Source organism: Microvirga lupini, assembly GCF_014191055.1.
Taxonomy (GTDB): domain Bacteria; phylum Pseudomonadota; class Alphaproteobacteria; order Rhizobiales; family Beijerinckiaceae; genus Microvirga; species Microvirga lupini_A.
In genome coordinates, this window is the sequence record NZ_JACHWB010000002.1 from 286,223 (window position 1) to 312,182 (window position 25,960).

Genomic DNA, 25,960 nt, shown 5'->3' on the forward strand with positions numbered 1-25,960 from the left:
CACCCGGTGAAACTCTCACCCCATGACCAGTCCCAGTCTCATCCCCGTCCATGCGAAGGCCGTGATCTTCGACGCCTATGGAACATTGTTCGACGTGCATTCGGCCGTCGGCCGCCACATGGCCCAGGTCGGTCCTGACGCGGCGCGCTTCTCGGACGTGTGGCGCACCAAGCAGCTCGAATATTCCTGGGTGTTGTCGTTGGCGGGCCGCTACGAGCCGTTCTGGACGTTGACCGAGCAGGCGCTGGACTACGCGTTCGCCTGCTTTCCGGACGTCGACCGCTCGATCCGGCCGCTTCTGCTGGAAGCCTATCGCCGTCTCGACGCCTATCCGGAGGTTCGGCCGACGCTACAGGCCTTGCGCACACGAGGCCTTCGCACGGGCATCCTGTCCAACGGCGATCCTGGCATGCTGAACGCAGCCGTGGATTCGGCCGGTCTTGCCGGTGATCTGGATGTGGTTCTGTCCGTCGATGCCGTACAGGTCTTCAAGACGAGCCCGCGGACCTACGATCTCGTGCTGCAGGCTCTGTCCATCCCCGCAGACGAGGTGGTGTTCGTGTCGTCCAACCGCTGGGACATTGCAGGAGCAGCCGCTTTCGGTTTCACGACTGTGTGGGTGAACCGGCTCGGCTTGCCGGACGAGTACATCGAGCTTGCGCCCGGCGCGGTGATCGCATCGCTCGACGGGCTAATTTAAACAATCGTCATGGCCGGGCTTGTCCCGGCCATCCACGTCTTTGCTGTCCTAAAACGTGGATGCCCGCAACGGGTGCGGGCATGACGCTGAGACTGGAAAGGTCTTACTTCGCCATCGCGGCGAGGATGCGCGCCCAGGAGCGGGTACCCTTGTGGAAGCTCTTGAGGTCGTATTTCTCGTTCGGCGAATGGATGCGGTCGTCGTCGAGGCCGAAGCCGACGAAGAGCGTGTCCATACCCAGCGTGCGCTTGAAGTCGCCGCCCACCGGGATCGAACCGCCCATGCCGATGACGATGGGATCCTTCTGCCACTCGTCGTGCAGCGCGGACTTTGCCGCCGTGATGGCCGGGAAGTCGTGCGGCAGCGCCAGCGCCCGCGAGCCCTTGTGATGGATGAACTCCACCGAGCAATCGGCCGGGATGCGCTCGCGCACGAAAGCCTCGAAGTTCTTGGAGATAGCCACAGGATCCTGATCGCCCACGAGGCGGAAAGAGACTTTGCAGCGCGCCTCCGCGGCAATCACCGTCTTGGTGCCCTCACCCGTATAGCCGCCGATGATACCGTTCACATCGCAGGTGGGCCGCGACTGGATCTGCTCGATCAGCATGCGTCCCTTCTCGCCGGCCGAGTTCTTCAGGCCGACCTGCCCGAGGAACTCCTCCTCCGTGAGATTCAGGCCCTTCCACTGCTCCAGCACCTGCGTGGGTGTTTCGTGCACACCGTCGTAGAAGCCCGGAATGGTGATGCGGCCGTTGTCATCGTGAAACGCCGCGATGATCTTCGAGAGCACATGGATCGGGTTGCGCGCCGCGCCCCCGAAAGCGCCGGAATGCAGGTCGCGATCGGCGCAGCGGACGATAATCTCCTCATAGACCATGCCCCGCAGGGACGAGGTGATGCCGGGCGTATTCTGATCCCACATCCCCGTGTCGCAGACGAGGGCCACGTCGGCCTTGAGCTCGGCCTTGTTGGCCTCGATGAATTCAGGGAGAAACTTGGAGCCGTCCTCCTCCGCGCCCTCGACCAGGAAGGTGATGTTGATCGGCAGCGAGCCCGTCTCGGACTTCCAGGCGCGGCAGGCCTCGACGAAGGTCATCACCTGGCCCTTGTCGTCGGAGGAACCGCGGGCGCTGATCGCCTTGCGGCCGTCAGGCAGCGTGATCATGCGCGGCTCGAAAGGCGGCGTCTCCCACAGCTCCAGCGGATCGACGGGCTGCACATCGTAGTGGCCGTAGAAGAGCACATGCAGCTTAGCATCGCTCTTGGCATGCCCCACCACGGCTGGGTGCCCGCCAGTCTCGCGCAAGGACGCCTCGACCCCGATGCTCTTCAGCTCATCCACGAGCCACTGGCCTGCCGTGCGGCAATGGTCCTTGTAGGCGGGATCCGTGGAGATGGAGGGAACCTTGAGCCACTGAAACAACCGCTCCAGGGAGGAATCGAGATCGGAATCGATACGCTGCAGAACTTGGTCGAGCTGGGACATGGGGAAACATCTGCCTTGTGGACGAGGTCACCCCAAGAGGTACTCTCATCACCCGGGTGATCGCAAGTACGAGATTGCGGCTCAGGATGGAGCCAAGGGCTTCGTCATATAAACCCGCCGGAAGCCCTTCTCCTCCGCGCGATGGGTCTCTGCGAAACCCAGGCGCTCATAGAGCCGGATATTCTCAGTCATGACCTCGTTCGTGTAGAGCCGAATGGCCTTGAACCCGCGTTCGATGGAGAGCCTCTCCGCAAAGGCGATCAGCGCACGCCCATAGCCGCGTCCCTGGCTATCCGGATGCACGGCCACATTGTCGAGAAGCATGGCTTCGTCCTCTGGAAGAAGAACAAGCATTCCAGCAGGCGTATTCTCATCGGACAGCACATAGACGCACCGCTTCTCGATGAGAGCGGAATAGTCGTCGCTCATCGGTCCGGGCTTCTGACCGATGAGAGGGATGTACTGAACGTAGGCAACGGCGACGAGCGCCTCGACGGCGGCCAAATCTTCAGAGCATGCGAGGCGAATATCGAACATCGTCGATAGAAAGCACGCGTTTACCGCCTCAGCAACCCGCCTAGGGTTCCCCGAACGATCGCGCGGCCAATGGAGCTGCCCTGGCGTCCGCCGATGGACTTGCCGATCTCGGCCGCGAGGTTGCCGACCGTCTGGTTGACGATGGTTCGGGTCACCTCACGGGTGACGCGCTGCGTTACTGTCATCGAGCCCTTGCGCTGATTTGTCGTTCCGAAGAGGCCACCGATCATGTCGAGGATGCCGCCTCCCCCTTCCGCCGCCTTGGCCTCGGCCGCCGCCTGCTCGGCGCGTTTGGCGAGCATCTCGTAGGCGGATTCCGGATCGACCGGCTGGTCGTATTTTCCCTTCATGGGGCTCGACGCGATGATCTGCTGGCGCTCGGTCAGCTCGATGGGCCCGACCTGCGCCATGGGCGGCGCAATCAGCGTGCGCTCCACCATGGACGGTGCGCCCTTGCCCTCGAGGGTGGAGACGAGCGCCTCGCCGACTCCGAGTTCGGTAATGGCCTTCTCCGTGTCGAAGGCCGGATTCTCCCTGAAGGACTGGGCCGCCGCCCGCACGGCCTTCTGCTCGCGGGGAGTATAGGCACGAAGCGCATGCTGAACGCGATTGCCGAGCTGCGCCAGCACGCTCTCGGGAATGTCGATCGGGTTCTGGGTGATGAAATAGACGCCGATGCCCTTGGAGCGGATGAGACGCACCACGCGCTCGACAGTTTCCACGAGAGCCTTCGGGGCATCGTTGAAGAGCAGATGCGCCTCGTCGAAGAAGAACACCATTTTGGGCTGGTCGAGGTCGCCTACCTCCGGCAGTTCCTCGAACAGCTCCGACATGAGCCACAGCAGGAAGGTGGCGTAGAGGCGCGGATTGCTCATGAGCTTGTCCGCCGCCAGGATGTTGACGATGCCGCGCCCGTCGCGGTCCACGCGCATCAGGTCCTTGATGTCCAGCGCCGGCTCGCCAAGAAACTCGTCGCCCTGCTGGTTCTCCAGCACGAGGAGCTGTCGCTGAATGGTGCCGATGGTTGCCTTCGACACATTGCCGTAGGTGGTGGTGAGCTCGCTGGCATTGTCGGAGATGAGCTGCAGCAGGGCGCGCAGATCCTTGAGATCAAGAAGCAGCAGCCCCTGCTCGTCGGCGATGCGGAACGCAATGTTGAGCACGCCCTCCTGCGTGTCGTTGAGATCGAGCAGGCGCGAGAGCAGCAGCGGGCCCATCTCGGAGACCGTCGCCCGCACCCGGTGCCCCTGCTCGCCGAACAGGTCCCAGAACACCACCGGGAACTTGTCGGGCACGTAGTCGACACCAATGTCCTTGGCGCGCTTGACCAGAGGCTCCTTGCCGTTACCGGGAGCGGCCATGCCGGAGAGATCGCCTTTGATGTCGGCGGCAAAGACCGGAACGCCCGCATTGGAAAACCCTTCCGCGAGCACCTGAAGGGAGACGGTCTTGCCCGTGCCCGTGGCTCCGGTCACGAGGCCATGCCGGTTGGCGAGCCTGAGATCGAGATATTCAGGCTTCGTGCTTTTTCCGATGAAGATCTTCCCGTCCTGCAGCATCGAATCCCTCCAGCGTCTCCTATTGGATCTTAGAAGCCTTGCCGCGAGTTTCCACTCTCGGATTTCTTGATTAAACAGTTCAGATGTGAACTATCTGCCTCATTCCAATCTCAGGAGAATCAAATGGAAGAGCTCATCGCCCGCGTGACGCAGAAGACCGGTCTCGACGCAGCGACCGCCCGCAAGGCGATCGGCATTATTCTCGGCTACCTCCAGAAGGAAGGGCCGCAGGCGGAGGTTAACCAGCTCATCGCCGCCCTGCCCGGCGCGCAGGATGCCATCGAAGAAGGCAAGACCGGCGGCAGCGGCGGCCTCATGGGCATGATGGGCTCCATGGGCGGCGGCGTAATGGCGCTCGGCGGCCAGCTCATGGGCATCGGCGTATCCATGGGTCAGATGCAGCCGCTCGGCAAGGAGCTCTTCGCCTATGGCCGCGAGAAGGCCGGCGAGGACGTGATGGGCCCAATCGTGGGCTCGATTCCGGGTCTGTCGCAGTTCGTTTGAGCCCTCAAGCTCGTCATCCCGGGGCTGCGCCGCAGAACCCGGGATCGCGGGCAGGATCGAGTGTCATATTCTGTCAGCGATCCCGGATCTCCGCTGCGCGATGTCCGGGATGACTGCTCTACCCACCCTTTAGGTCATTCCCACCGCCGCCGCCTGCCGGTATTGTCCGCGCCATTCGCGCAGCCCTGTTCCGGACGAGGCCCCTATGGACGATCTCTCTCTCGCCGCCGACTTTCCGCAAGCGACCCGCGAGCAATGGCTCAAGCTGGTCGAAGGCGTACTGAAGGGCGCGGATTTCCAGAAGAAGCTCGTCGCCCGCACCCACGACGGCATCGCCATTCAGCCGCTTTATCCGAAAGCTGAGGGTTCCGCGCCGGTGACGCGCGAGCAGGCCGGTCGCTGGCGCGTGTCGCAGCGGGTCGATCATCCCGATCCGGCAAAGGCCAACGAGCTGGCCCTCATCGACCTCGAAGGCGGCGCCGATGCGCTGACCCTCGTCACCCGCAAGGCTCCCGCAGGCCATGGGTTCGGCGTGAGCATCGACACCATCGACGATCTCGACCGGACCCTCACCGGGGTGATGCTCGACCTCATCCACCTGCGCGTCGATGCGGGCGGGCATGGTCGCCAGATGGCCGCACTGGTGCTCGCGCTCGCCGAGCGGCGCGGCCACAAGCTCTCCGACCTCTCTCTCGACCTCGGTCTCGACCCGCTCAGTGCCATGACGGCCATGGGCCGGATGTCGGCCTCCTGGGATGCGATGGCGCAGCGCATGGGCGATACGCTGGCGCACCTGACAACACAAGGCTTCGCCGGCCGGGCCTTCCTGGCCGATGGGCGGGTCTATCACGAGGCCGGCGCCAGCGAGGCGCAGGAGCTCGCCGCCGTGCTGGACACAGGCCTGAGCTATCTGCGCGGCTTGGAAGCCCAAGGCCATACCCTCGATGCCGCCCGGCGGGCGCTCTCCTTCCTGCTTGTGGCCGATGCGGACGAGTTCCTCACCGTGGCGAAGCTCAGGGCCCTGCGCCGTCTCTGGGCGCGGGTCGAGCAGGCTTGCGGCCTGGAGCCGAGGCCCATTCGCCTCCATGCGGAGACCGCCTGGCGCATGAGCACACGGCGCGACCCGTGGGTGAACATGCTGCGCACCACGGTGGCGGCGTTCTCGGCCGGCATCGGCGGAGCGGATGCGATCACGGTGCTGCCGTTCACGGCCGCGCTCGGCCTGCCCGATGCTTTCGCTCGCCGGGTGGCGCGCAACACGCAGCTGGTGCTTCTCGATGAATCCAACCTCGCCCGCGTGGCCGATCCTGCAGCCGGCGCCGGCGGGTTCGAGGCGCTCACCGACGCTTTGTGCGAAAAGGCTTGGGAGCTGTTCCAGGAGATCGAGCGCGAGGGCGGCATCCTTGAGAGCCTGAAGGGCGAGACGCTCCAGGGCCGGCTTGCTGCCGTGCGGGCTCAGCGGGAAAAAGCCGTCGCGACCCGCAAGGAACCGATCACCGGCACGAGCGAGTTCCCAAACATCGGCGAGGCGGATGTAACAGTTCTGATGCCTATGCCCGCCATGACAGATCATGAGGGAGCGGCCGAGCAGGCTGCTGCGCCCTCGGGAGAAACCTCATTCCCCTCCCTCGTGCAGATGGCCGCCGCTGGAGCAACGCTCCCGCAGCTGGCCGCAACGGCCGCGAGCTCAAGCGCCGTGGCGGTTGCCCCCCTGCCCTCCATCCGCACTGCTGAACCCTTCGAACGCCTGCGCGACATCTCCGACGCTTATCGGGCCATAACGGGGGCAAGGCCGCAGGTCTTCCTCGCCAATCTCGGATCCGTCGCGGATTTTACCGCCCGGGCAACCTTCGCCAAGAATTTCTTCGAAGCAGGTGGAATAGAAGCCATCATAAACGAGGGACTAACGGATCAACAGAGCATCGAGAAGGCGTTCACGGAGAGTAAAGCCAAGATTAGCTGCATATGCTCTACTGACGAGATTTACAAATTGCATGCCCCTGCGACCGCAAGGACCTTGCACAAGGCAGGATCAAAACTTATCTTCCTGGCTGGCCGCCCCGGGGAAGATCAAGAAGAGCTGACCGAGGCCGGTATCACAACCTTCATATTCACCGGGTGCGACACCCTCAAGGTACTCGGCGAGGCCCTCGATAGGGCCTGCGCTGAGGGTTGAGGTTTTCTTCCCGGCCACCAACCGGGAGGATCACGGTTATGACTTTCACGAAGATGACGGCTGCGGCCCTCAGCCTCGGCATGATGTGCACCGGCGCGGCCCTGGCAGCCCCCAAAAGCAAGCACGACGGAACCTGGCAGGTGCAGATGGTGACCGATTCCGGCATCTGCGGCACCAACACCTATGCGATCACGGTCGAACAGGGGAATGTCCGTTACCACGGCGATCCCGGCGAGACCCCGGCCCAGATCAGCGGGCAGATCGCCACCAACGGTTCTGTCAGCCTCGACATCCGCCGCAGCTCCGCCAAGGCCCAGGCCTCGGGCAGCTTGGCGGGCCAGTCAGGCTCCGGCGTCTGGAAGGTCGACTCTTATGGTTGCTCCGGCCGCTGGAATGCCCAGAGCGCTCCAGCGTGGCGCAGAGCTGACCGACCGCACTTTTCTCAAGCCTCCGCATCGCCCGGTGCGGAGGCTTTTTAGCGCATGCGACTGCACGAGTCTCGAGAGGAACCCTGTCTGAAACACCCACGTTGGTTCAGCCAATCCATGGTTGTTCAGGAGTGTTCGATGCGTGTCCTTTCCTGGCTTGGAGCAGCCGCCTTAGCAGCCCTCGTGATCGCTCCACAGGCCCAAGCCCAGACGAACCGGTTCGACGGTAACTGGAGCGTGGAGGTCGTCACCGAGAAGGGGGCCTGCGACCGGGCCTACCGCTATGCGGTCGTCGTCCAGAACGGCCAGGCCCGCTATGGCGGACCGGAGAATTTCAACGTAAACGGCCGCGTGCAGCAGAACGGCTCAGTCTCGGCCAGCATCTCGCGGGGCCAGGACCGCGCCAACGTCTCGGGCCGCCTCTCCGGCAACACGGGCCGCGGCTCCTGGACAACCTCAGGCGGACGGATCTGCTCCGGCTACTGGAATGCAGAGAAGCGGGGGTAACGCGCCTTGTCATTCCCGGCCGGAGCGCAGCGGAGGGGAAGGGAATCCACCCGCACGCTCAGCGCTATGGGTCCCCTTCCCGGCCTACGGTCGCCGGGGATGACATTGAGCTCTCCAACCATGCGCCGATAGCATCACATGGACGGATGCCCTAGAATGAACCTCATTCGATCCGTTTCCACCGGCAAGGGCATCCGCTTCATCCCATGACCAGCATCCCGGATTTCACGAGCGTCGCTTTCACGGACGCTCCTTTGGCATTCTCCGCAGTGCAGAAGGCCGAGCCCTGGCTGACGCCGGAGGGCATTGCGGTGAAGGGATCCTACGGGCCGGAGGATCGCGCCGGGCTCGACTTCCTCGACACCTATCCGGGCGTCGCACCGTTCCTGCGCGGCCCCTACCCGACCATGTACGTGAACCAGCCCTGGACCGTGCGCCAATACGCCGGCTTCTCCACGGCCGAGGATTCCAACGCCTTCTACCGCCGCAACCTGGCAGCCGGCCAGAAGGGTTTGTCGGTGGCCTTCGACCTCGCCACCCATCGCGGCTACGATTCCGACCATCCGCGCGTGTCGGGCGATGTGGGCATGGCGGGGGTCGCCATCGACTCCATCTACGACATGCGCACCCTGTTCGCCGACATCCCGCTCGACCAGATGAGCGTGTCGATGACCATGAACGGCGCCGTGCTGCCGATCCTGGCGCTCTATATCGTGGCGGCCGAGGAACAGGGCGTTCCCGCCTCCAAGCTGTCGGGCACGATCCAGAACGACATCCTCAAAGAGTTCATGGTGCGCAACACCTATATCTACCCGCCGAAAGGGTCGATGCGCATCATCTCCGACATCTTCGCTTATACGTCCGCGAACATGCCGAAATTCAACTCGATTTCGATCTCCGGCTACCACATGCAGGAAGCGGGCGCGACGCAGGACCTGGAGCTCGCCTATACGCTTGCCGACGGCGTCGAGTACATCCGCGCGGGCATTGCGGCGGGCCTCACCATCGACCAGTTCGCCCCGCGCCTGTCGTTCTTCTGGGCGGTGGGCATGAACTTCTTCATGGAAGTGGCCAAGATGCGCGCCGCGCGCCTTCTCTGGGCCAAGCTCGTGAAGGGCTTCAATCCGCAGAGCGAGAAGTCTCTGCCGCTTCGCACCCATTCGCAGACATCCGGCTGGTCGCTCACTGCGCAGGACGTGTTCAACAACGTGACGCGCACCTGCATCGAGGCCATGGCCGCCACGCAAGGCCACACGCAATCGCTGCACACCAACGCGCTGGACGAGGCGCTGGCCCTGCCCACCGACTTCTCGGCCCGCATCGCCCGCAACACGCAGCTCTTCCTGCAGCAGGAAAGCGGCACCACCCGCATCATCGATCCGTGGGGTGGCTCGTATTATGTCGAGCGCCTCACCTACGAGCTCGCGCAGAAGGCCTGGGCGCATATCGAGGAAGTAGAGAGCCTAGGCGGCATGGCGAAAGCCATCGAGGCCGGCATCCCGAAGCTGAAGATCGAGGAGGCCGCCGCCCGCACCCAGGCACGCATCGATTCCGGCCACCAGAAGATCATCGGCGTGAACAGCTTCAAGTCGACGGACGAGGCCTCCATCGACATCCTGAAGGTCGACAACGCCGCCGTGCGCGCAAGCCAGATCGAGAAGCTCAAGCGCCTGAAAGCCGACCGCAACCAGGCCGATGTGGATGCGGCACTCGCCGCCCTGTCGCAGGGTGCTGCGGGCAACGGCAACCTGCTCGATCTCGCCGTGAAGGCCGCCCGTGCCAAGGCCACGGTGGGCGAGATTTCCGATGCGCTGGAGAAGGTCTGGGGCCGCCACCGGGCCGAGATCAAGGCGATTTCGGGTGTGTACAAACGGGAGGTCGGCATGGCGTCGCCAGCCGTGGAGAAGATCCGCAATCTGGTCGAGCAGTTCGAGCACGACGACGGGCGTCGGCCGCGCATTCTGGTCGCCAAGATGGGCCAGGACGGGCACGACCGCGGCCAGAAGGTGATCGCCTCGGCCTTCGCCGATCTCGGCTTCGACGTGGATATCGGCCCGCTCTTCGCAACCCCTGCGGAAGCAGCCCGTCAGGCCATCGAGAACGACGTGCACATCATCGGCGTGTCGTCGCTCGCGGCGGGCCACCTGACCCTGGTGCCTGAGCTGAAGGGAGAGCTCGCGAAGTTCGGCCGCGACGATATCATGATCGTGGTTGGCGGCGTGATCCCGCCGCAGGATTTCGATGCGCTGTATCAGGCCGGCGCCTCGGCGATCTTCCCGCCCGGCACGGTGATTGCGGACGCCGCCGTGAACCTGATCGACGATCTCAATCGCAGGCTCGGCTACGGCCCAAAGCAGGCGGCGGAGTAGATACCGCCGCCCAAGTCCTGCCATCGAGAAGCAGTGGCTGAACAGCAAGCCTTCGTGGGGGCCTCAAGGGAGGTTCACCATGGGCCGGGTGCAGGATAAGGTCGCCATCATCACCGGAGCCGCGCTCGGCATCGGCGAGGCCACGGCGGATCTTCTGGCTCAGGAAGGCGCCAGGGTCGTTCTGACCGACATCAAGGATCGGGAAGGCGAAGCCGTGGCTCAGCGCATCCGGGATGCAGGCGGAGAGGCGTTCTACCTTCGTCATGATGTGGCACAGGAAGCAGACTGGGAAACGGTCGTCCGGGAGACCCTGTCCCGCTTCGGCCGCCTCGACGTGCTGGTCAACAATGCCGGGGTCGCCGATGCCTGCCCGCCCGAGGAGGAGACGCTCGAACATTGGCGCTGGCTCATGAGCATCAACGTCGAAGGGGTCTTCCTCGGTACAAAGCATGCCATCCGGGCCATGAAGGGGAAGCAGCCGGCAGGCGGATCGATCATCAATCTGTCGTCGATCGCCGGCATGGTCGGCGTCCCCGACCTCGGCGCCTACTGCACCTCCAAGGGAGGCGTGCGCCTCTACACGAAATCCGTTGCGCTCTACTGCGCCAAGAACGGGCTGAACATCCGGGTCAATTCCATCCATCCCGGCTATATCTGGACCCCGATGGTCGAGCATTATCTGGCGCAGCATGGCGACATCCTGGAAGGGCGCAAGGCCGCGGACAGCCTCCATCCCGTCGGGCATATGGGCGAGCCTGACGACATCGCCTATGGCGTGCTCTATCTCGCGTCTGACGAGTCCAAGTTCATGACGGGCGCCGAACTCGTTATCGACGGAGGCTATACTGTTCAATAATCTTTAAGCATGCTTTGATCATCCGCGTGAAATACGCGTTTCTACTTATTGATCGCTGCCCTCTCCACATGAAAGCATTCCCACGATTTCATTCATGAATTTGTGGGGCACCTATGGCACTTGATCTCGACGGCTACACGCTCACCTTTTCTGACGAATTCACCGGCACTTATCTCGACACTTCGATCTGGGGCACGAAATACTGGTGGGGCGGGCGCAGCCTCGCGAGCAATGGCGAGATGCAGTACTTTGCCGACCGCTCGACGGCTGTCATCCAGCGGAACCCGCATCTCGACCCGTTCAGCATTTCGGCCGATCCCCTCGAGGCCGGCGACGGCATTCTGACGATTACGGCCCAGCCCTCCCCCGACAAGAGCCTGACGGACGGCCTGCCTTACGTGTCGGGGCTCATCAACACCTACGGCACCTTCTCGCAGACCTACGGCTATTTCGAAATCTCGGCGCAGGTTCCATCCGGGCAAGGCCTGTGGCCGGCCTTCTGGCTGCTGCCGCAGAGCGGCAACTGGCCGCCGGAGATCGACGTGCTGGAAATGCTCGGCCACGATCCCTCGACCTACTATGTCGGCTCGCATTGGACGGACGCGACAGGGAGCCACGCCTTCGACACGCAGGGCGTTTCGACAGGGATCGACCTCTCCCTCGGGTTTCACAGCTACGGCACGCTCTGGACGGCGGATTCGATCACCTACTACCTCGATGGCATGGAGGTTTACTCCATGGCGACGCCCGCCGGCATGGACGAGCCGATGTATCTGCTTGCGGGCCTTGCGGTTGGCGGCAACTGGCCAGGTGCGCCGGACGCGACGACGCAGTTTCCGGCCGAATTCCAGATTGACTACATCCGCGCCTGGGCGCTCAATGAGACGCCCGAGGTGGTGGTCACTCCGACGATTTCAGGCGGGTCAGGTGCCGACATCCTCAAGGGCGACATCCATGCCGGCATCGTCGATGACACGATCTACGCCTATGACGGCAACGACACGCTCGAAGGGCTGAAAGGGAACGATACCCTGATCGGCGGCAGCGGCGCGGATACGTTCCTCTACCGGACCGGGCCGAGCGGCTACGACGTGATCCTCGACTTTGATACCCTTGGCGGAGACGTGGTGCGCATCACAAAGGCCATTGCCGGCCAGAAGAACTTTTCCGGTCTCTACAAGCAGATCAAGGATAGTGCCGCCGGAGATGCGGTTCTGAAACTGGCCGACGGGGGCTCCATCACCTTCGATGGCGTGAGGAAGGCTCAGCTCGGTTACGACGACTTCTTCATCATGTGACAAGGCTTGATCGGGCGGTCTCTCTAAAGCATCGGACGCAAATTCGAACTCACGTCCGATGCTTTGAGTTTTTGGTTTGACGCATCTTTTTACGCAAAACCGGTGTCCACTTTTGCGTTCGATGCTCTAGGACCGCTCGATCGCCCGCTTCACCACCTGCTGCACTTCCTTGTTCGACAGGAACAGGTCGTGGTTGATGATGCCGCCTCCGAATTCGGAGGCGTCGGCCACGCGCACGCCCAGAGCCTCCAGCCGCTCGCGGTCGGCCGCCCCTGCCCGCACGATGCCGCCGGCGAGGCGGCTCGAGACGGCGAGCGCCCGGTCGTTGGTGGAGCTGATGACGGTGATCTTCTTCGCGTCAGCCCCCAGGCGTTCCAGGCCGCGGGCGAACAGGTCGATATCGATATCCGGGGCCGCCAGCACCACCGCGCCGATGCGCTCCATGGCGCTCTCGCCGCCGGATGCGCGCAGCATGCGCAGGGTTTCCAGCGTCAGCAGCGTGCCCATGCTGTGAGCCACGATGTGGATGCGCCCACCGCTCGGGGTCTTGGCGATGGCGGTCAGCAGGTCCTCCAGCGAGTCGCGGGACCACATGGCGCTCTCGCGGTCGGCCACGTAGCTGAAGGTCGAGGCGGCGGAGGGCCAGGTGAACAGGCCGGTCACACCCGCGAACTTGATGCCCTCGGAGAGATCGACCGTCGAGGTCGCGGCGGTCTCGAAGCTTTCCTTGTAGCCATGGATGTAGAGCAGCAGGTCGCGGCCGAAGGCAGCCTGCGCGAAGGCCTGCGCGGCGTTGCTGTGATCCACGTTCTCCACTTTGGCGATGTTCCAGCTGCCGCTGCCGAGAAGCGAGTCCGATGGAGGCGTCAGGCGCGCCTCCGCGAAGATCATGTCGGCCGAGCGTTCGCTGCTGAACCAGGGCTTCTTGGGCGGATCGCCCACCGGCAGACGCGTGGTCGCGACCAGCAGCTTGGGATCCTTCTCAAGGCCGATCTTGAAAGCCGCAGGGCTGACGAGAGCCGAGTCGTCCCCGACGCAGCCGGACAGGGCAACGCCGGCAAGGCACACGATGGCGAGGCGGGTGAGTGAGAAACGCATGAGGACCGGGATTCGACAGGAGACAAGGAAGGTCATGCTGTTTTGCCCTCGATCATGGCATGCGCAAGGCGAAACCCCTGCGGCACTCCCACTCGTGCCGGATCGCGGTAAAGCATTGGTGAACGTGAGCCAGGGTCTCTTGCCTTGATGCAAGCAGGCCTCGACCGTACCTTGGCTCCATGCTCGCCGTCATTGCCCGTATCTTCCTTGTCATCGTTGCCCTTTTTCTTATTCCCCTAGGGGCTCACGCCGCCTGGTGGGCCATGCGCGACGATGTCGCGCCGAGCTGGCGCGCCGCCGACTGGTCGAGCGCGAAGCTCCTCCCCGCAGCTGCGGAAGCACCCCAAGCCATCGTGGCGGTCTATGCCGCGCGGGTCGGGCGCTGGCGCGGCATCTTCGCCCACCATACCTGGGTGGTGGTGAAGGAGGCCGGCGCTCGCACCTATACCCGCTACGATAAGGTCGGCTGGGGCAGCCCGGTGCGCACCAACGGCTGGGCTCCGGACGGGCGCTGGTTCGGCAACGCGCCCCATCCCGTGGTGGTGATCGAAGGCCCCGAGGCCGAGCGGGTGATTCCGCAGGTTCGGCAGGCCGTGGCCAGCTACCCGTATCAGACCTTCGGCGCCTACAACGCCTGGCCCGGACCGAACTCCAACACCTTCGTGGCCCATGTGATGCGCTCCGTCCCCGAACTCGCCGCACCGCTGCCGCCGACGGCACTCGGCAAGGACTGGCAGCCCTGGCGCGACATCGTGGGCCTGACACCGAGCCGCACCGGGGTCCAGCTCTCGCTTGGCGGCTATGCCGGCATCGCGGTCGGGTGGATCGAGGGTGTGGAGATCGACTTCATGGGCCTCGTGGCCGGCCTCGACCTGCGGCGCCCCGCGATCAAGGTTCCCGCCTGGGGACGTTTCGGCATGGACCCGATCACGTGGTGAAACTCGACGCCGGATGCGCTAAAGCTTCCCCATGACCGGGGGCTCTCAGAAGACAGCAGTGACGGCGGAGATGGTCGCCAACGGCGACCGCGCGGCGCTCGCGCGCGCCATTACGCTGATGGAATCGCGCCGTCCCGATCACCGGGAGGCCGCCCGCTCTCTGCTCCAGGAGTTGATGCCCCGGACTGGCCAAGCCGTGCGCATCGGCATCACGGGCGTTCCGGGCGTCGGCAAGTCGACCACCATCGATACGCTCGGTTCCATGCTGACCGAGAAGGGGCACAAGGTGGCGGTGCTTGCCGTCGATCCCTCCTCCACGCGCACGGGCGGGGCGATCCTCGGCGACAAGACCCGGATGGCGCGGCTCGCGACGGACCCGAACGCCTTCATCCGCCCCTCGCCCTCCTCCGGGACGTTGGGCGGCGTCGCGGCCAAGACCCGGGAGACGATGCTGCTCTGCGAGGCTGCCGGGTTCGATGTGATCCTCGTTGAGACCGTGGGCGTCGGGCAGTCGGAGACGGCGGTGGCCGACCTCACCGACTTCTTCCTCGTGCTCATGCTGCCGGGCGCCGGCGACGAGTTGCAGGGCATCAAGAAGGGCATCCTGGAGCTGGCCGACCTGATCGCCGTCAACAAGGCGGACGATGCGGGCGTCAAGGCGAAGGCCGCCGCCGCCGAGTACAAGGCCGCTCTGCACATCCTGGCCCCCGCCTCGCCGACCTGGACGCCTCCCGTGCTGACGGTGTCGGGACTGACCGGCCAAGGCCTCGACGAGCTCTGGACCAAGGTGCTCGACCATCGCAAGCGCCTGGAGGCGACCGGCGAACTGGCGTCGAAAAGGCGAGCGCAGGACACCAAATGGATGTGGGCGCTCGTCCATGAGCGCCTCTACGAGCGCCTTTACCACGATCCGGCCCTGCGCCAGCGCGTGCCGGAGATCGAGCGCGCCATTGCCGACGGCACCCTGTCGCCGGATGCCGGAGCCAGTGAGATCGTGAGGCTCTTGGGGATTTAGAAGCATCGGATTGACCCCAAAGGTGCAGATCCACTTTCCGCGTCCGATGCTTTGGCCATGGTCCAGGGTTGCCCTATCCGGAATCGCACCTGATCTCGGGCTGGAAATCCGCTTCTATGAACCGGACAAGATCGTCAGCCACGAAGAGAGCGAACCGCGTCGTGATCGACAGGCTGCATCAGCTGCCCATTTTTCTGGGCGCCGTGATCGTCTGCCTCTTCTTCCTGGTGCCGACCCTGATCGGCTCGGCGCTGCTGCAGCCTGCCGTCGGACGTCTGCTTCGGGGCGAGCGGGATCCGAACACGATTGTCGGCCTGCTCCTGAACTCCTTCACACTCTACTACGGCGTTCTCCTCGCGCTGCTCTCCATCGCGGTGTTCGATAATTACGGCAAGGCGCAGGACGCGGTGGCGCGAGAAGCCTCCAGCATCATTGCGCTTTACCGCACCTTCAGCGGTTATCCGGAGCCGCTCCGCACTGCCATGTCGGATACCCTGCGCCAATATGCGGACGAGGAGACGGGACCAGGGTGGGTGTCCCAGCGCAGCAACCAGGCCTCAACGCGCGGAACGCTGCTGGTCGATCAATTGAGCCGCCAGCTCCTCAGCTTCAATCCCAATCGGGCTTCGGGCGAGGACATGGTCCATCAGGCGGCCCTGCGGATCTTCGAGGATTTCATCGAACAGCGCCGCCTGCGCATCCAGGCAGCCGGAACCAGCATTCCAAAGGTGATCTGGTCGGTCGTCATCGTCGGCGCCTGCCTGAACGTCTTTATCCTGTGGCTGTTCGACCTGAAGCGGACGACTCACTTCATTCTCGGCGGCGTGCTGATGATCTTCGTCGGGTTGGTCGTCTATATGGTCGGCGTGCTCGACCGGCCGTTCCATGGCGCGCATGGTCTGCAGCCGGACGACCTGATCCACGCCCGCCAGCAGATGCAGCCGCGGCCCTGAAGCGATCAAGCCGCGCCCGTGATCTCCGACGAAACCCGGATCTGGCCGAGTTCGATGCCATTCCAGTTCCTGAGCACAGGCTGCGCCAGGGCTTCGACGGCCTTGCGCTCGTCATGGCCCAACTCGAGGAACCGAAGAACGAGGCCGGCCATCATGGCCTCTGCCGCACGGGCATTGCCGTCATCGGCCTTCAGGGCGATCCCGTAGCCGAGTTCCGGGAACGAGGCGCAATAGACGCCTTCCGCGCCGACCTTCACGAAGGCGCGCTCGCCCAACAGCTCCATCAGCCTGGTGTCGAAGCGGCCGGTGCCGGCCACCATGAAGGGATGCCGGGCCACGGCCTTGCGGATGCGGGCGGCCGCCGCCTTGCCTTCGCCCGGCAGGCCGATACCGGTGCCGAAGCGGGCAAAGCCGAAGGCGAGCGACGGAAGCCGGATCGCATAGGTGGGGATCGAGCAGCCGTCGATGCCGCTCTTCTCGATCGAGTGGCAGGCGCCCGTGATGTCCTCCAGGGTCTCGCGCACTTTGCGCTGGACCGGGTGATCCGCCAGCACATAGCCCGTGGGGTTGTCCCCCTGGCCGCAGGCGAGGCAGATGAAGCCCGCATGCTTGCCCGAGCAATTGTTGTGCAGGGCGCTGGGGCTTCCCCCAGAGGCCGCCAGGGCGCGGTTCGCGGCCTCGCCCATGGGCCAGTGGGTGCCGCATTCGAGGCAACCGGCGTCCTGGCCCGCCTTGGCAAGCATGGATGCGGCCACCCTCACATGCTCCGGCTCGCCCGAATGGGACGCGCAGGCCAGAGCGATTTCCTCGTCAACCAAGCCGTATTTATCTGCGATTCCGCTCTCGACCAGCGGCATGGCCTGAAGCGCCTTGATGGCCGAGCGCGGAAAAACGCGCCGGTCCACATCGCCGATCGAAAAAACCGTGGCCCCTTCTGCGTCCACCACCGAGATGCTGCCCCTGTGGCGCGACTCGACCAGATGGCCGCGGGTGACCTCGACAAGAAATGGATTGTCCATCAATGCCCCGTTTGAAAAGCGGCGGTGTTGTGGAGGCACTCATGGCAGAAGTCAAAGGGGACGTTGTTGCAAAAGAGCGAAAAACTGCCTCGAAATCGCAGCAGACGACGGCTTGCGGCTGAGCCCTGGCCACCCTAAACCGGAGGTTCCAACAAGCGGGGAGCCCCTGATGCATGTCGCGATGATCGGAGCAGGCTATGTGGGCCTGGTCTCCGGCGCCTGTTTTGCGGATTTCGGTCACGAGGTCTGCTGCGTGGACAAGGATCCGGCCAAGATCGAGGCCCTCAACCGGGGCGAGATACCGATCTTCGAACCGGGCCTGGCCGAGCTCGTCGCCAAGAACGTGCGCGAGGGCCGCCTCACCTTCACCACCGACCTGTCCCAGGCGGTCAGGGCCGCCGAGGCCGTGTTCATCGCTGTCGGCACCCCGTCCCGGCGCGGCGACGGCCATGCGGATCTGTCTTATGTCTATCAGGCCGCCCGCGACATCGCCGCGGCAATCGATGGCTACACGGTGGTGGTGACCAAATCCACCGTGCCGGTCGGCACCGGCGACGATGTTGAGCGCATCATCCGCGAGACCCGGCCGGAGGCGGATTTCGCCGTGGTGTCCAACCCGGAATTCCTGCGCGAAGGCGCGGCGATCGCCGATTTCAAGCGCCCGGACCGCATCGTCATCGGCACCGATGACGAGCGCGCCCTGAGCGTCATGAACGACATCTACCGGCCGCTCTATCTCAACCAGTCGCCCGTGCTCGCCATGTCCCGGCGCACGGCGGAGCTGACGAAATACGCCGCCAACGCGTTCCTCGCCACCAAGATCACCTTCATCAACGAGATCGCGGATCTGTGCGAGCATGTAGGCGCCAACGTACAGGACGTGGCCCGCGGCATCGGGCTCGACAACCGCATCGGCGCCAAGTTCCTGCATGCGGGCCCTGGCTATGGCGGCTCGTGCTTCCCGAAGGACACTCTCGCCCTGATCAAGACGGCCCAGGACCACGAGGCGCCGATCCGTCTCGTCGAGACGGTGGCGGCGGTCAACAGCCAGCGCAAGCGCGCCATGGGCCGCAAGGTGATCGCGGCCTGCGGCGGCTCCGTGCGGGGCAAGACCGTGGCGGTGCTGGGCCTGACCTTCAAGCCGAACACCGACGACATGCGCGACGCCCCCTCCCTCGACGTGATCACGGCCCTGCAGGATGCGGGCGCCCGGGTGAAGGCGTACGATCCGGAAGGCATGCAGGCGGCCAGCTCCATGCTGACGGACGTGACCTATGCCCGGGATGCCTATGACTGCGCCCGCGATGCCGATGCCCTGGTGCTCGTCACCGAGTGGGACATGTTCCGGGCGCTCGACCTGCGCCGCCTGAAGGCGGCTCTCGCCTCCCCGGTGGTGGTCGATCTGCGCAACGTCTACCGCCCCGACGAGATGCGCCGCCACGGCTTCACCTATGTGAGCATCGGACGCCCCTGAGCCGGGATCGGGGATCGGCTTGCGCGCCGGTCCCGCCGATGCCATGAGAGAGGCATCTTAGAGACAGCGCTACCGGGAGCGGCCCATGCAGACCTTCTTCGTCGAGATCAAGTGCAAGCTCGGCAAGACTTACGCCGTCGCGAACGCCTTGGCGGACCGGGAGATCGCGTCCGAGATCTATTCGACCGCCGGCAACTACGACATTCTCGCCAAGTTCCATGTGGATGACGGCGTCGATATCGGCCACTTCATCGCCGAGAACGTCCAGAGCATTCCCGAAATCGCCGACACCCACACCATCATCACCTTCAAGGCGTTCTGAAGATTTGGCCTGACGTCAGGGTCCGGTCGGGAACGATAAACCATCTCATTCGCGGCCGCGTCCCATGGTGACGAGAATGGCCGAATGTTTGGCCAGGTTTCAGGTGTTTCCAAGCACAGCACGTGACCGCTAGCCGGGATAACATCGGGCATTCTTCAAGGAGAGGCCGATGTCACCTCGCATGGACTGGCAACAGGTCTACCGGTTCTGGTTCCCGGTCGATCTCTCGACTGCCGACATCGCCGCCCATTGGCAGATGCTCGCCTGGTGGATGCGCGGGGGTGCCAATGCGGAGCTGATACGTTTCGCGCCTGTGGTGCAGGCGGCACGATCCGGGCAATTGAACCACTGGCAGGAAACGCCACTTGGGCGCCTGTCGCTCATCATCGTTCTGGACCAGTTCCCTCGCGGCATCTTCGCCGGAGCGGCCGAGGCCTATTCGTCGGACCAGGATGCGTTGAAGATCGCCGAGGACGGCCTGCGGAACGGGCATTACGATGCCCTGCGGAGCCCCTATGAGCGGTTCTTCCACCTGCTCCCCCTCGCCCACACGGAGGGGCCGGATCATCTGGAGCGGATGAGGCGCATCGCGGCGATCTCGGAGCGGGCGATCGAGGAGGCTCCCGAGCACCTCAAGCCCGTCTGGCAGTTCTCGCTGAGCCAGGCCCTGGCCAATCTCGAGGTCATTACCCGCTTCGGCCGGTTCCCGCATCGCAACCCGGTTCTGGGCCGCAGCTCCACGCCGGAGGAGTTGACCTATCTGGCGAAAGGCGACTTCGTGCATATGCGCACGCTGCCGGCCTCGGCCTCATCGGCGATCAGCGCAGTCGGGTAAGAGACCCCACGCGTGTGGCCGCCCTCTTTACTGGATGACGGCCGTTGCCTCGGCGGTCCGCTCGGCCTGACGGGTGATCTCGGCGAGATACGGGCCGATGCCCTCATACCCGTCCAGGCGGCGGACGATCTTCGAGTCGATCTTGTTGTAGAGTTCGGCGACGCTCACAGCGCGGCGCTTGCGGCCCTTGCCTTCCATGAAGAGCCCGGCATTGGCGCGAGCCGCCTTCGGGAAGAGCGCGGAGGCCTTCATGTTCGGGTCCTGATCCAGCACTTCGAGGAACCGGACTGCGCTGGAAGCCCCGAGGAAATGGGCAAGGTAGAGCTCGGCCTCAGCCAGCTCCCGCTCACCCTGCGCCTGCAGAGCGCGCTCCACGTCCTTGATAAGCTCGCCGGCCATGAGCGCCGAGAAATAGGGATCCGTGCGCAGGCTCATGATCCAGTCGCGGTCCTTAGCCTCGACGGCGAGTTCGCCGTTCACATAGCGGATGGCATCCGCGGCTGCCTTGAAGCCGTAATCGGCAGCGTGCTGGTAGACGGTCTCGATCCAGGTGCTGTCGATGAACTGGAACAGGCCCTGGGCCGAGGAGGTGCGGGCCTTTGCTTCCGGCGAGAGGCTCGATTCCACATCCGCCAAGGTCATCATGTAGACCGGATCGGCGCCCGTTGCATGGGCTGCCTTCAGGATGGAATGCACCAGCCAGCGCGGCACTTTACGGCCGTTGAACGGGATCAGCTCATCGGGATCCCCCATTTCGGTCTCAGAGATCGTGGGGGATGCCGGCCTCTCGGGCCGCGGCTTCACGATGGAGAAGGCGCCATCGAGGATCGCGTTGAAGAGACCCGGATCCTTGGCAAGCTTGGGGGTGAAAGACGCCGACGCCGTCACCACCGAGCCGGTGATATCGGCCTGCACCTGCGGGGCTGCGGCAGGCCGCGCCAGAAGGGCGGTGGGGATGGTGGCGACGGCGGCCGGTCCTGCCGTGAGGCCCTGGAAGCCCATGATGAGGCCTGCGACCAGGGCAAGATGGATTGAGCGGCGACTTCCGGTTTTGCGCACGTCCGCAACAGGCTGCGGAACTGCGCATAGCAGCGTTCTCGCGTTACTCATCATCACTTATCCCGCATGACCCGATCGGATGATCAGGCCTTCCCTTGTGTCGTTGTGGGACAAGAGTTGACGGGTAGATGTGTCGAGAATCGGTCAGCTTGGCCATAAAAAGTAGGCTTTCGCTAACCTTGTCCGGCTTTTCCCCGGGAAATCTTCAGGTTTCTTCCAAAAAATTCAGGATGAGGATTGTGCGACAAGCTGTGCATTGGTCCGCTCGAGGCGCTTGGCCAGTTCCCGCATGATAGCCAAGGACATCTGGGGAAACTGGGCCAAGAGCTCCAGGAACACCCTCTTGTCGATTCGAAGCGCCGTGGTCGGCTCGGCCGCCATGATCGTGGCCGAGCGTGGGGTATCGGACAGGATGCCCATCTCGCCCACCAGGGCGTTGCTCCCCAGTTCCGCCACCTGAATGTCCCCGCCAGGGGTGTTGAGCAGCACGCTGGCCCGTCCGTCGAGAATGACATAGGCGGCGTCGGACGGGTCTCCCTGGGAGAAGAACCGCTGCCCGTCGGCGAACTGCACCCGCTCGCTGGTGAAGGCGAGAAGTTTCAGACGAGCGGGGTCCACGTCCCGGAACATCGGGACCTGCCGCAAGGACTGAACTTCCGTCTCAAGGGTCATGCCACCTCTCCTGCTATCCTCTGGGGGGCCTTCGGCTCAGGCCTGGAGGGCCTTGGAGCCGAAGCGGCCGTCTCGTTGGTGATGATCTGTCCGTCGCGGAAGCGCATCTGAACATCGAAGGCGTCAGCCTGTCGATCATTCGGGAGCACCATGAACAGGCTTTGTTGGTCGAAAAGGTCGAGAAGCAGCTGTATGAGCTGCTGGCTGCGCGCTTCGTCGAACGGCGCGAGCGCGCCGTCGATCACGAGAATGTCGGGACGCTTCACCAAGCAGCGGACAAGGTTGACGCTCGCTCGCTCCTGCGGCGACAGGAGTCGTCCCGCCGTGCCGACCTGATAATCCAGGCCGATCCTTTCGACTTCTTCCTGAAGATCGAGTTCGCGAACGACCGCCGCCACAGCCTCCGCGACGCGGGCGCGGGCGTTGGCCACCTGATAGCTGACACGCCCGAACAGGAGGTTGTCCCGCAAGGGAGCGGCCGCGCAGATCCATTCCGGATCGTAGAATTCGACCCCAGCCGACCCGGCTTTTTCGAGAACCTCGCGGATGAGCCCCCGTGCCTCGACGATCCGGCCCGTCATGGCCTCGTCGAGAAGGCCCAGGCGATGCCGGGCTTCGATATAGGCCAGGGGCAGCGACAGGAGCCGTGTGCGGTCCTCACGCTTCAGGGTGCCCTCCCCCCGACCGCGCCGGCGCAGGATGGCCTCGAACTCGGTCAACTCGTCCGCACCGATGAAGGAGAACTGCTCGAATAGGGAATGCCCTGGCGGCAGGCCTTCGAAGATCTCGGTCATGGTCTCGGCAATCTGCAGGCCCATCTGGACGAGGTCGTCCGTCATGTCCGCCCTGTCGATGGCGCTGCGGAAGAGAGCGTTGTCGGCAAGGTTGCGCCCCCTGAACTCGTCGGAGATCGGCACGCCGAAGAGAAGGTTTTCCGCGATCGTCGCCTGACTGTTGTAGCGCGCCGGATCGAAGGGCTCGACCAGATCGGCCATGCCGTTGGACTGGAATGTGTCCCGGAGGCGGTGGCGCGCTTCGACGAGGCGCTCCGCAAGGCTCGTATGGCGCTCGGGATCGATCCGGCCGGCAAGGCCGAACAGGTAGATCGTATCGCCCATGCCGACCCTGTCGAGGAGATCGAGGAGGATGCGATCCAGTTCGTTCTCGTCCCTCACACCGAGACGCTCGTAATCCACCCACTGATCGGAGATGCTTTCGATCGGATTGCCGGTTCTGAGCGCCTCCGCGATCCGGCGGTCCATCTCCTGCCTGTCTTCCTTCAGCCGGCCCAGGGGCTTGGAGCGCAGGCCGTAGACGAGATTGTCGCGAATGCTGCCGGGAAACAGGATCGGATCCACGCCCGCGTAGGCGATCCTGCGTCCGGTGACGGGAATGGGGAGCTGGGTCAGGTCGCGCTCGCCGATGCGGATCCGGCCGCTGAACTCCAGGCTTCGGCGGGCCAGGATGCGCGCCAGGAGGCTGGCGGCCGCACCGCCATTCGAGATCAGCGCGATGCTTGTTGGCAATTCGACCGCGAAGCGCCCTCCTTCGATGATCAGGTCTCCATGCGGTCCCGCGACCCGGATGTCTTCGCCCACAAGTGGACCGACCAGGGGCTTATCCGCCTCCTCAGGCTCACGCGTTTCGAGCAGCGGGCCAAGCCTGTCCTCGGCGAAGTGCTGGGTGACCTGATCGTATTTCACCTGGACGTCGAGACGCTGCTGGTCCCAATCGATCAGTTCCTTCAGGGGCGGCGGCAATTCTCTGTAAGCCGCGATGACGGCGACGAGCTGGCCGATATCGAGGGTGCCGCGCAGGGCGAAATAGCCGCCGATGGAATAGAAGAAGAACGGCGTCAGCTGGGCCAGGAAGTTATTGAGGGTTTTGACGAAGAACTTCCGATTATAGATCTTCAAGCGGATGGTGAAGAGATTGAAGAGGCGGTGCCCGATCTCGGCCCTTTCCCAGCCATAGGCATTGTGAACATGCACCACCTCGATCCCGTCGAGGACCTCGGCGATGCGCCCGGCCAGCTGACGGGACGCGAGCTGGCGCTGCTTGCCGAGACGCAGCAATTCGCGCCGCAGCCGCGGGATGATCGTGAACTGCACCGCGATGACCGCGAGCGCGATCATGCCGAGCCAGACGTTCTGCACCATAATGAACACGAGGGCCGTGATGGCCTGTGTGCCCAGGAACACGGGGGTGATGAAGGCATCGCCGATGAAGCCGCCGATCGGCTCGACCTCGTCCTTGATGATGGTGGCGGTCTCGGAGGACTTGACGGTTCTGACCGCGTCCGGCGTGAAGCGCAGCACCATGGCGAACAGGTCGAAGCGCATGCGCCGGAGCATACGCTCGCCCAGAACGCCCTTGGAGACGTTGATCCAGTACTTGAAGGCCCCGTTCACGATCACGAAGAACAGGAACACGAAGGACAGGCCCATGAGCAGGCCGACGCGGCTGACCTGAAACCCCTCGAAGATCTCCCATGTGCCGCCACCCAGCCAACTCGGCCAGTCGAAGGCCAGATGGAGGAGAGGCGCGGTCGGGTTCCCGTCGCGGAAGGCCTCACCCTGGATAGCCTTGTTCACGATCTGGCGAGGCAGATCGAGCGACATGAAATAAAACGGCAGGGACGCCAGCACGACGGCGCAGATGATCATCTGATCGCGCTTGGAATGTGTCCAGATATAGCGGAAAAGGCTCTTTTCCATCAGCCGGGTGATGCCATCTTCATGTGCCTGTGATCCCTCTTTCCGTTCTGTGGCATCGCCATAGTTTGACGAGGGGGGCTATTGCAAGGGTAGAGATAGCTGGCCTAACGTCAATAAACGATACACCAATTTCCATTTCTTGCCCACCAAGGGAAGCCTGCATGGCAAATGCGGTCATGGAGCCGAGAACAGAGACAGGCCTGCCCCTGGTCAAGTCCCGCCCGGGAGCAAGAGTTCTCATCTACAGCCACGACACGTTCGGGCTCGGCCATCTGCGCCGGTCGCGGGCGCTTGCCAATGCCATCGTGGAGGCGCAGCCGGGCACCTCGGTGATTATCATCTCGGGATCGCCCGTGATCGGCAACTTCGAGTTCGAGAGCGGGGTCGACTACATCCGCATTCCGGGGGTGACCAAGCTGCCGGACGGTGATTACCGCAGCCTCAATCTCAACGTGACCCTGGACGAGGCGGTGGGCCTGCGCCAGGCGCTCATTCTCCAGGCAGCCAAGGCCTTCCAGCCGGACGTGTTCATCGTCGACAAGGAGCCCACGGGGTTCCGTGGCGAGGTCGTGCCGGCCCTCGACTATCTGCAGGCGACCGGCTGCCGTCTCGTGCTCGGCATCCGCGACGTCATGGACGAGCCGGCCCTCCTTGTCCCGGAATGGGAGCGCAAGGGCGCAAAAACGGCTCTGATCCGCTACTACAACGAGATCTGGGTCTACGGCCTCAAGGACGTCTATCAGCCGCTCAAGGCGCTCGACCTGCCCCCGGAGGTGGAAAGCCGGATCACCTATACCGGCTACCTGCGCCGGGATGTGCCGCCGACCCCATCCCTGACCAAATACCCCAAGATCACCAAGCAGCCCTTCATCCTGGTGACCACCGGCGGCGGCGGCGACGGGGACGACCTGATCGACTGGGTGATCTCGGCCTATGAGGCCGATGCAAACCTTGAACAGCCGGCCCTGATTCTCTTCGGCCCGTTCATCGACCGAGACAAGCGCCGCTCCTTCGTCGACCGCATCGCCCGGCAGCCGAAGCTCGATGTGATGTCCTTCGACAACAAGATAGAATGGCTCATGAAGAAAGCCGACGCGGTGGTGGCCATGGGCGGCTACAACACCTTCTGCGAAGCCCTGTCCTTCGACAAGCGCACCCTTATCGTCCCGCGCACGCGGCCCCGGCTGGAGCAGTATATCCGGGCGGTGGAGGCCGAGCGTCTCGGCCTCGTATGCATGCTGAGCGACTACAACGAGCCGCGCACGCCCGAGCGCATGGCCGCCGCCCTGCGCGCCCTCTCCTCCCAGCCCCGCCCGTCGGAGGTGGTGATCCCGGGTCTGCTCGACGGGCTTGACCAAGTGTGCGAACGGCTCAAAGTGCTGGCCGAATCCCGGAACCGGTTTGCCCCTGCCTATCATCAAGCGGCCGAGTAGCGTGA

General features: G+C 64.1%; 23 protein-coding genes. 15 read left to right on the plus strand and 8 right to left on the minus strand.

What is annotated here, in order from left to right:
- Positions 1-22: 22 nt before the first annotated feature.
- A complete protein-coding gene (locus FHR70_RS08470; protein WP_183449093.1) occupies positions 23-700 on the plus strand; it encodes a haloacid dehalogenase type II in 678 nt (225 codons plus the stop codon).
- 103 nt (positions 701-803) lie between these two features.
- On the opposite strand, the gene FHR70_RS08475 is transcribed toward FHR70_RS08470, so the two are convergent.
- The 3 genes from FHR70_RS08475 to FHR70_RS08485 all read right to left on the minus strand — a co-directional run bounded on the left by FHR70_RS08475 (position 804) and on the right by FHR70_RS08485 (position 4,282).
- Positions 804-2,186, minus strand: a complete 1,383-nt coding sequence (locus FHR70_RS08475; protein ID WP_183449095.1) for a M20/M25/M40 family metallo-hydrolase — start codon at positions 2,184-2,186, stop codon at positions 804-806.
- Positions 2,187-2,267: 81 nt separating this feature from the next.
- The gene (locus tag FHR70_RS08480; protein WP_183449097.1) at positions 2,268-2,723 is read right to left on the minus strand and encodes a GNAT family N-acetyltransferase; all 456 of its coding nucleotides are present in this window, start codon (positions 2,721-2,723) and stop codon (positions 2,268-2,270) included.
- 20 nt (positions 2,724-2,743) lie between these two features.
- Entirely contained in the window at positions 2,744-4,282 is a 1,539-nt protein-coding gene (locus FHR70_RS08485; protein WP_183449099.1) for a helicase HerA-like domain-containing protein, read from the minus strand.
- 123 nt (positions 4,283-4,405) lie between these two features.
- Here FHR70_RS08485 and FHR70_RS08490 point away from each other — a divergent pair, with 123 nt between their 5' ends.
- The 7 genes from FHR70_RS08490 to FHR70_RS08520 all read left to right on the plus strand — a co-directional run bounded on the left by FHR70_RS08490 (position 4,406) and on the right by FHR70_RS08520 (position 12,420).
- Positions 4,406-4,786, plus strand: coding sequence for a DUF2267 domain-containing protein (locus FHR70_RS08490; protein WP_183449101.1), 381 nt, complete (start codon positions 4,406-4,408; stop codon positions 4,784-4,786).
- A gap of 205 nt (positions 4,787-4,991) precedes the next feature.
- On the plus strand, positions 4,992-6,962 hold the full coding sequence (locus tag FHR70_RS08495) for a methylmalonyl-CoA mutase family protein (protein ID WP_183449103.1): 1,971 nt from the start codon (positions 4,992-4,994) through the stop codon (positions 6,960-6,962).
- Positions 6,963-7,000: 38 nt separating this feature from the next.
- The gene (locus tag FHR70_RS08500; protein ID WP_183449105.1) at positions 7,001-7,441 is read left to right on the plus strand and encodes a hypothetical protein; all 441 of its coding nucleotides are present in this window, start codon (positions 7,001-7,003) and stop codon (positions 7,439-7,441) included.
- 87 nt (positions 7,442-7,528) lie between these two features.
- A complete protein-coding gene (locus tag FHR70_RS08505) occupies positions 7,529-7,897 on the plus strand; it encodes a hypothetical protein (RefSeq protein ID WP_183449107.1) in 369 nt (122 codons plus the stop codon).
- Between the two features lie 206 nt (positions 7,898-8,103).
- Positions 8,104-10,266: a methylmalonyl-CoA mutase gene (scpA, locus tag FHR70_RS08510; RefSeq protein WP_183449109.1), complete on the plus strand. Its 2,163-nt coding sequence runs from the start codon at positions 8,104-8,106 to the stop codon at positions 10,264-10,266.
- A 79-nt stretch (positions 10,267-10,345) separates the two neighbouring features.
- A complete protein-coding gene (locus tag FHR70_RS08515; protein WP_183449111.1) occupies positions 10,346-11,122 on the plus strand; it encodes a glucose 1-dehydrogenase in 777 nt (258 codons plus the stop codon).
- Positions 11,123-11,235: 113 nt separating this feature from the next.
- Entirely contained in the window at positions 11,236-12,420 is a 1,185-nt protein-coding gene (locus tag FHR70_RS08520) for a family 16 glycosylhydrolase (RefSeq protein ID WP_183449113.1), read from the plus strand.
- A 126-nt stretch (positions 12,421-12,546) separates the two neighbouring features.
- Here the strand turns inward: FHR70_RS08520 and FHR70_RS08525 are convergent, their stop codons facing one another.
- Positions 12,547-13,518: an alpha/beta hydrolase gene (locus FHR70_RS08525; protein WP_183449115.1), complete on the minus strand. Its 972-nt coding sequence runs from the start codon at positions 13,516-13,518 to the stop codon at positions 12,547-12,549.
- Between the two features lie 263 nt (positions 13,519-13,781).
- Here FHR70_RS08525 and FHR70_RS08530 point away from each other — a divergent pair, with 263 nt between their 5' ends.
- The 3 genes from FHR70_RS08530 to FHR70_RS08540 all read left to right on the plus strand — a co-directional run bounded on the left by FHR70_RS08530 (position 13,782) and on the right by FHR70_RS08540 (position 16,424).
- Positions 13,782-14,456: a DUF3750 domain-containing protein gene (locus FHR70_RS08530; RefSeq protein ID WP_343058761.1), complete on the plus strand. Its 675-nt coding sequence runs from the start codon at positions 13,782-13,784 to the stop codon at positions 14,454-14,456.
- Positions 14,457-14,487: 31 nt separating this feature from the next.
- Positions 14,488-15,471 carry a methylmalonyl Co-A mutase-associated GTPase MeaB gene (gene meaB / locus FHR70_RS08535; protein ID WP_183449119.1) on the plus strand — a complete coding sequence of 328 codons (984 nt, stop codon included), beginning with the start codon at positions 14,488-14,490 and terminating at the stop codon, positions 15,469-15,471.
- 161 nt (positions 15,472-15,632) lie between these two features.
- Positions 15,633-16,424: a bestrophin-like domain gene (locus FHR70_RS08540; RefSeq protein WP_183449121.1), complete on the plus strand. Its 792-nt coding sequence runs from the start codon at positions 15,633-15,635 to the stop codon at positions 16,422-16,424.
- Between the two features lie 5 nt (positions 16,425-16,429).
- On the opposite strand, the gene FHR70_RS08545 is transcribed toward FHR70_RS08540, so the two are convergent.
- Positions 16,430-17,443, minus strand: coding sequence for an asparaginase (locus FHR70_RS08545; protein WP_183449123.1), 1,014 nt, complete (start codon positions 17,441-17,443; stop codon positions 16,430-16,432).
- Positions 17,444-17,612: 169 nt separating this feature from the next.
- Between FHR70_RS08545 and FHR70_RS08550 the strand changes: the two genes are divergently transcribed.
- The 3 genes from FHR70_RS08550 (at position 17,613) to FHR70_RS08560 (ending at position 20,074) form a co-directional block, all read left to right on the plus strand.
- Entirely contained in the window at positions 17,613-18,917 is a 1,305-nt protein-coding gene (locus FHR70_RS08550) for a UDP-glucose dehydrogenase family protein (protein WP_183449125.1), read from the plus strand.
- A gap of 85 nt (positions 18,918-19,002) precedes the next feature.
- Positions 19,003-19,239, plus strand: coding sequence for an Lrp/AsnC ligand binding domain-containing protein (locus FHR70_RS08555; protein ID WP_047189580.1), 237 nt, complete (start codon positions 19,003-19,005; stop codon positions 19,237-19,239).
- A 169-nt stretch (positions 19,240-19,408) separates the two neighbouring features.
- Entirely contained in the window at positions 19,409-20,074 is a 666-nt protein-coding gene (locus FHR70_RS08560; protein WP_183449127.1) for a DUF924 family protein, read from the plus strand.
- A gap of 27 nt (positions 20,075-20,101) precedes the next feature.
- Here the strand turns inward: FHR70_RS08560 and FHR70_RS08565 are convergent, their stop codons facing one another.
- The 3 genes from FHR70_RS08565 to FHR70_RS08575 form a co-directional block, all read right to left on the minus strand.
- Positions 20,102-21,184, minus strand: coding sequence for a transglycosylase SLT domain-containing protein (locus tag FHR70_RS08565; protein WP_183449129.1), 1,083 nt, complete (start codon positions 21,182-21,184; stop codon positions 20,102-20,104).
- Positions 21,185-21,358: 174 nt separating this feature from the next.
- Positions 21,359-21,805, minus strand: coding sequence for a Crp/Fnr family transcriptional regulator (locus FHR70_RS08570; protein WP_183449131.1), 447 nt, complete (start codon positions 21,803-21,805; stop codon positions 21,359-21,361).
- Positions 21,802-24,522 (minus strand): ABC transporter transmembrane domain-containing protein, encoded by a 2,721-nt coding sequence (locus tag FHR70_RS08575; protein ID WP_183449133.1) that lies wholly within the window; start codon positions 24,520-24,522, stop codon positions 21,802-21,804. Before FHR70_RS08575 ends, FHR70_RS08570 begins: the two co-directional genes overlap by 4 nt.
- Positions 24,523-24,698: 176 nt before the next feature.
- Between FHR70_RS08575 and FHR70_RS08580 the strand changes: the two genes are divergently transcribed.
- On the plus strand, positions 24,699-25,955 hold the full coding sequence (locus FHR70_RS08580) for a glycosyltransferase family protein (protein WP_183450166.1): 1,257 nt from the start codon (positions 24,699-24,701) through the stop codon (positions 25,953-25,955).
- The last annotated feature ends 5 nt before the right edge of the window (positions 25,956-25,960 follow it).

Bases quoted from the DNA above. Each gene is read 5' to 3' on its own strand.
- FHR70_RS08470 (WP_183449093.1), top strand. From the start codon at position 23: ATGACCAGTCCCAGTCTCATCCCCGTCCATGCGAAGGCCGTGATCTTC.
- FHR70_RS08475 (WP_183449095.1), bottom strand. From the start codon at position 2,186: ATGTCCCAGCTCGACCAAGTTCTGCAGCGTATCGATTCCGATCTCGAT.
- FHR70_RS08480 (WP_183449097.1), bottom strand. From the start codon at position 2,723: ATGTTCGATATTCGCCTCGCATGCTCTGAAGATTTGGCCGCCGTCGAG.
- FHR70_RS08485 (WP_183449099.1), bottom strand. From the start codon at position 4,282: ATGCTGCAGGACGGGAAGATCTTCATCGGAAAAAGCACGAAGCCTGAA.
- FHR70_RS08490 (WP_183449101.1), top strand. From the start codon at position 4,406: ATGGAAGAGCTCATCGCCCGCGTGACGCAGAAGACCGGTCTCGACGCA.
- FHR70_RS08495 (WP_183449103.1), top strand. From the start codon at position 4,992: ATGGACGATCTCTCTCTCGCCGCCGACTTTCCGCAAGCGACCCGCGAG.
- FHR70_RS08500 (WP_183449105.1), top strand. From the start codon at position 7,001: ATGACTTTCACGAAGATGACGGCTGCGGCCCTCAGCCTCGGCATGATG.
- FHR70_RS08505 (WP_183449107.1), top strand. From the start codon at position 7,529: ATGCGTGTCCTTTCCTGGCTTGGAGCAGCCGCCTTAGCAGCCCTCGTG.
- scpA (WP_183449109.1), top strand. From the start codon at position 8,104: ATGACCAGCATCCCGGATTTCACGAGCGTCGCTTTCACGGACGCTCCT.
- FHR70_RS08515 (WP_183449111.1), top strand. From the start codon at position 10,346: ATGGGCCGGGTGCAGGATAAGGTCGCCATCATCACCGGAGCCGCGCTC.
- FHR70_RS08520 (WP_183449113.1), top strand. From the start codon at position 11,236: ATGGCACTTGATCTCGACGGCTACACGCTCACCTTTTCTGACGAATTC.
- FHR70_RS08525 (WP_183449115.1), bottom strand. From the start codon at position 13,518: ATGCGTTTCTCACTCACCCGCCTCGCCATCGTGTGCCTTGCCGGCGTT.
- FHR70_RS08530 (WP_343058761.1), top strand. From the start codon at position 13,782: ATGCGCGACGATGTCGCGCCGAGCTGGCGCGCCGCCGACTGGTCGAGC.
- meaB (WP_183449119.1), top strand. From the start codon at position 14,488: ATGACCGGGGGCTCTCAGAAGACAGCAGTGACGGCGGAGATGGTCGCC.
- FHR70_RS08545 (WP_183449123.1), bottom strand. From the start codon at position 17,443: ATGGACAATCCATTTCTTGTCGAGGTCACCCGCGGCCATCTGGTCGAG.
- FHR70_RS08550 (WP_183449125.1), top strand. From the start codon at position 17,613: ATGCATGTCGCGATGATCGGAGCAGGCTATGTGGGCCTGGTCTCCGGC.
- FHR70_RS08555 (WP_047189580.1), top strand. From the start codon at position 19,003: ATGCAGACCTTCTTCGTCGAGATCAAGTGCAAGCTCGGCAAGACTTAC.
- FHR70_RS08560 (WP_183449127.1), top strand. From the start codon at position 19,409: ATGTCACCTCGCATGGACTGGCAACAGGTCTACCGGTTCTGGTTCCCG.
- FHR70_RS08565 (WP_183449129.1), bottom strand. From the start codon at position 21,184: ATGAGTAACGCGAGAACGCTGCTATGCGCAGTTCCGCAGCCTGTTGCG.
- FHR70_RS08570 (WP_183449131.1), bottom strand. From the start codon at position 21,805: ATGACCCTTGAGACGGAAGTTCAGTCCTTGCGGCAGGTCCCGATGTTC.
- FHR70_RS08575 (WP_183449133.1), bottom strand. From the start codon at position 24,522: ATGGAAAAGAGCCTTTTCCGCTATATCTGGACACATTCCAAGCGCGAT.
- FHR70_RS08580 (WP_183450166.1), top strand. From the start codon at position 24,699: ATGGAGCCGAGAACAGAGACAGGCCTGCCCCTGGTCAAGTCCCGCCCG.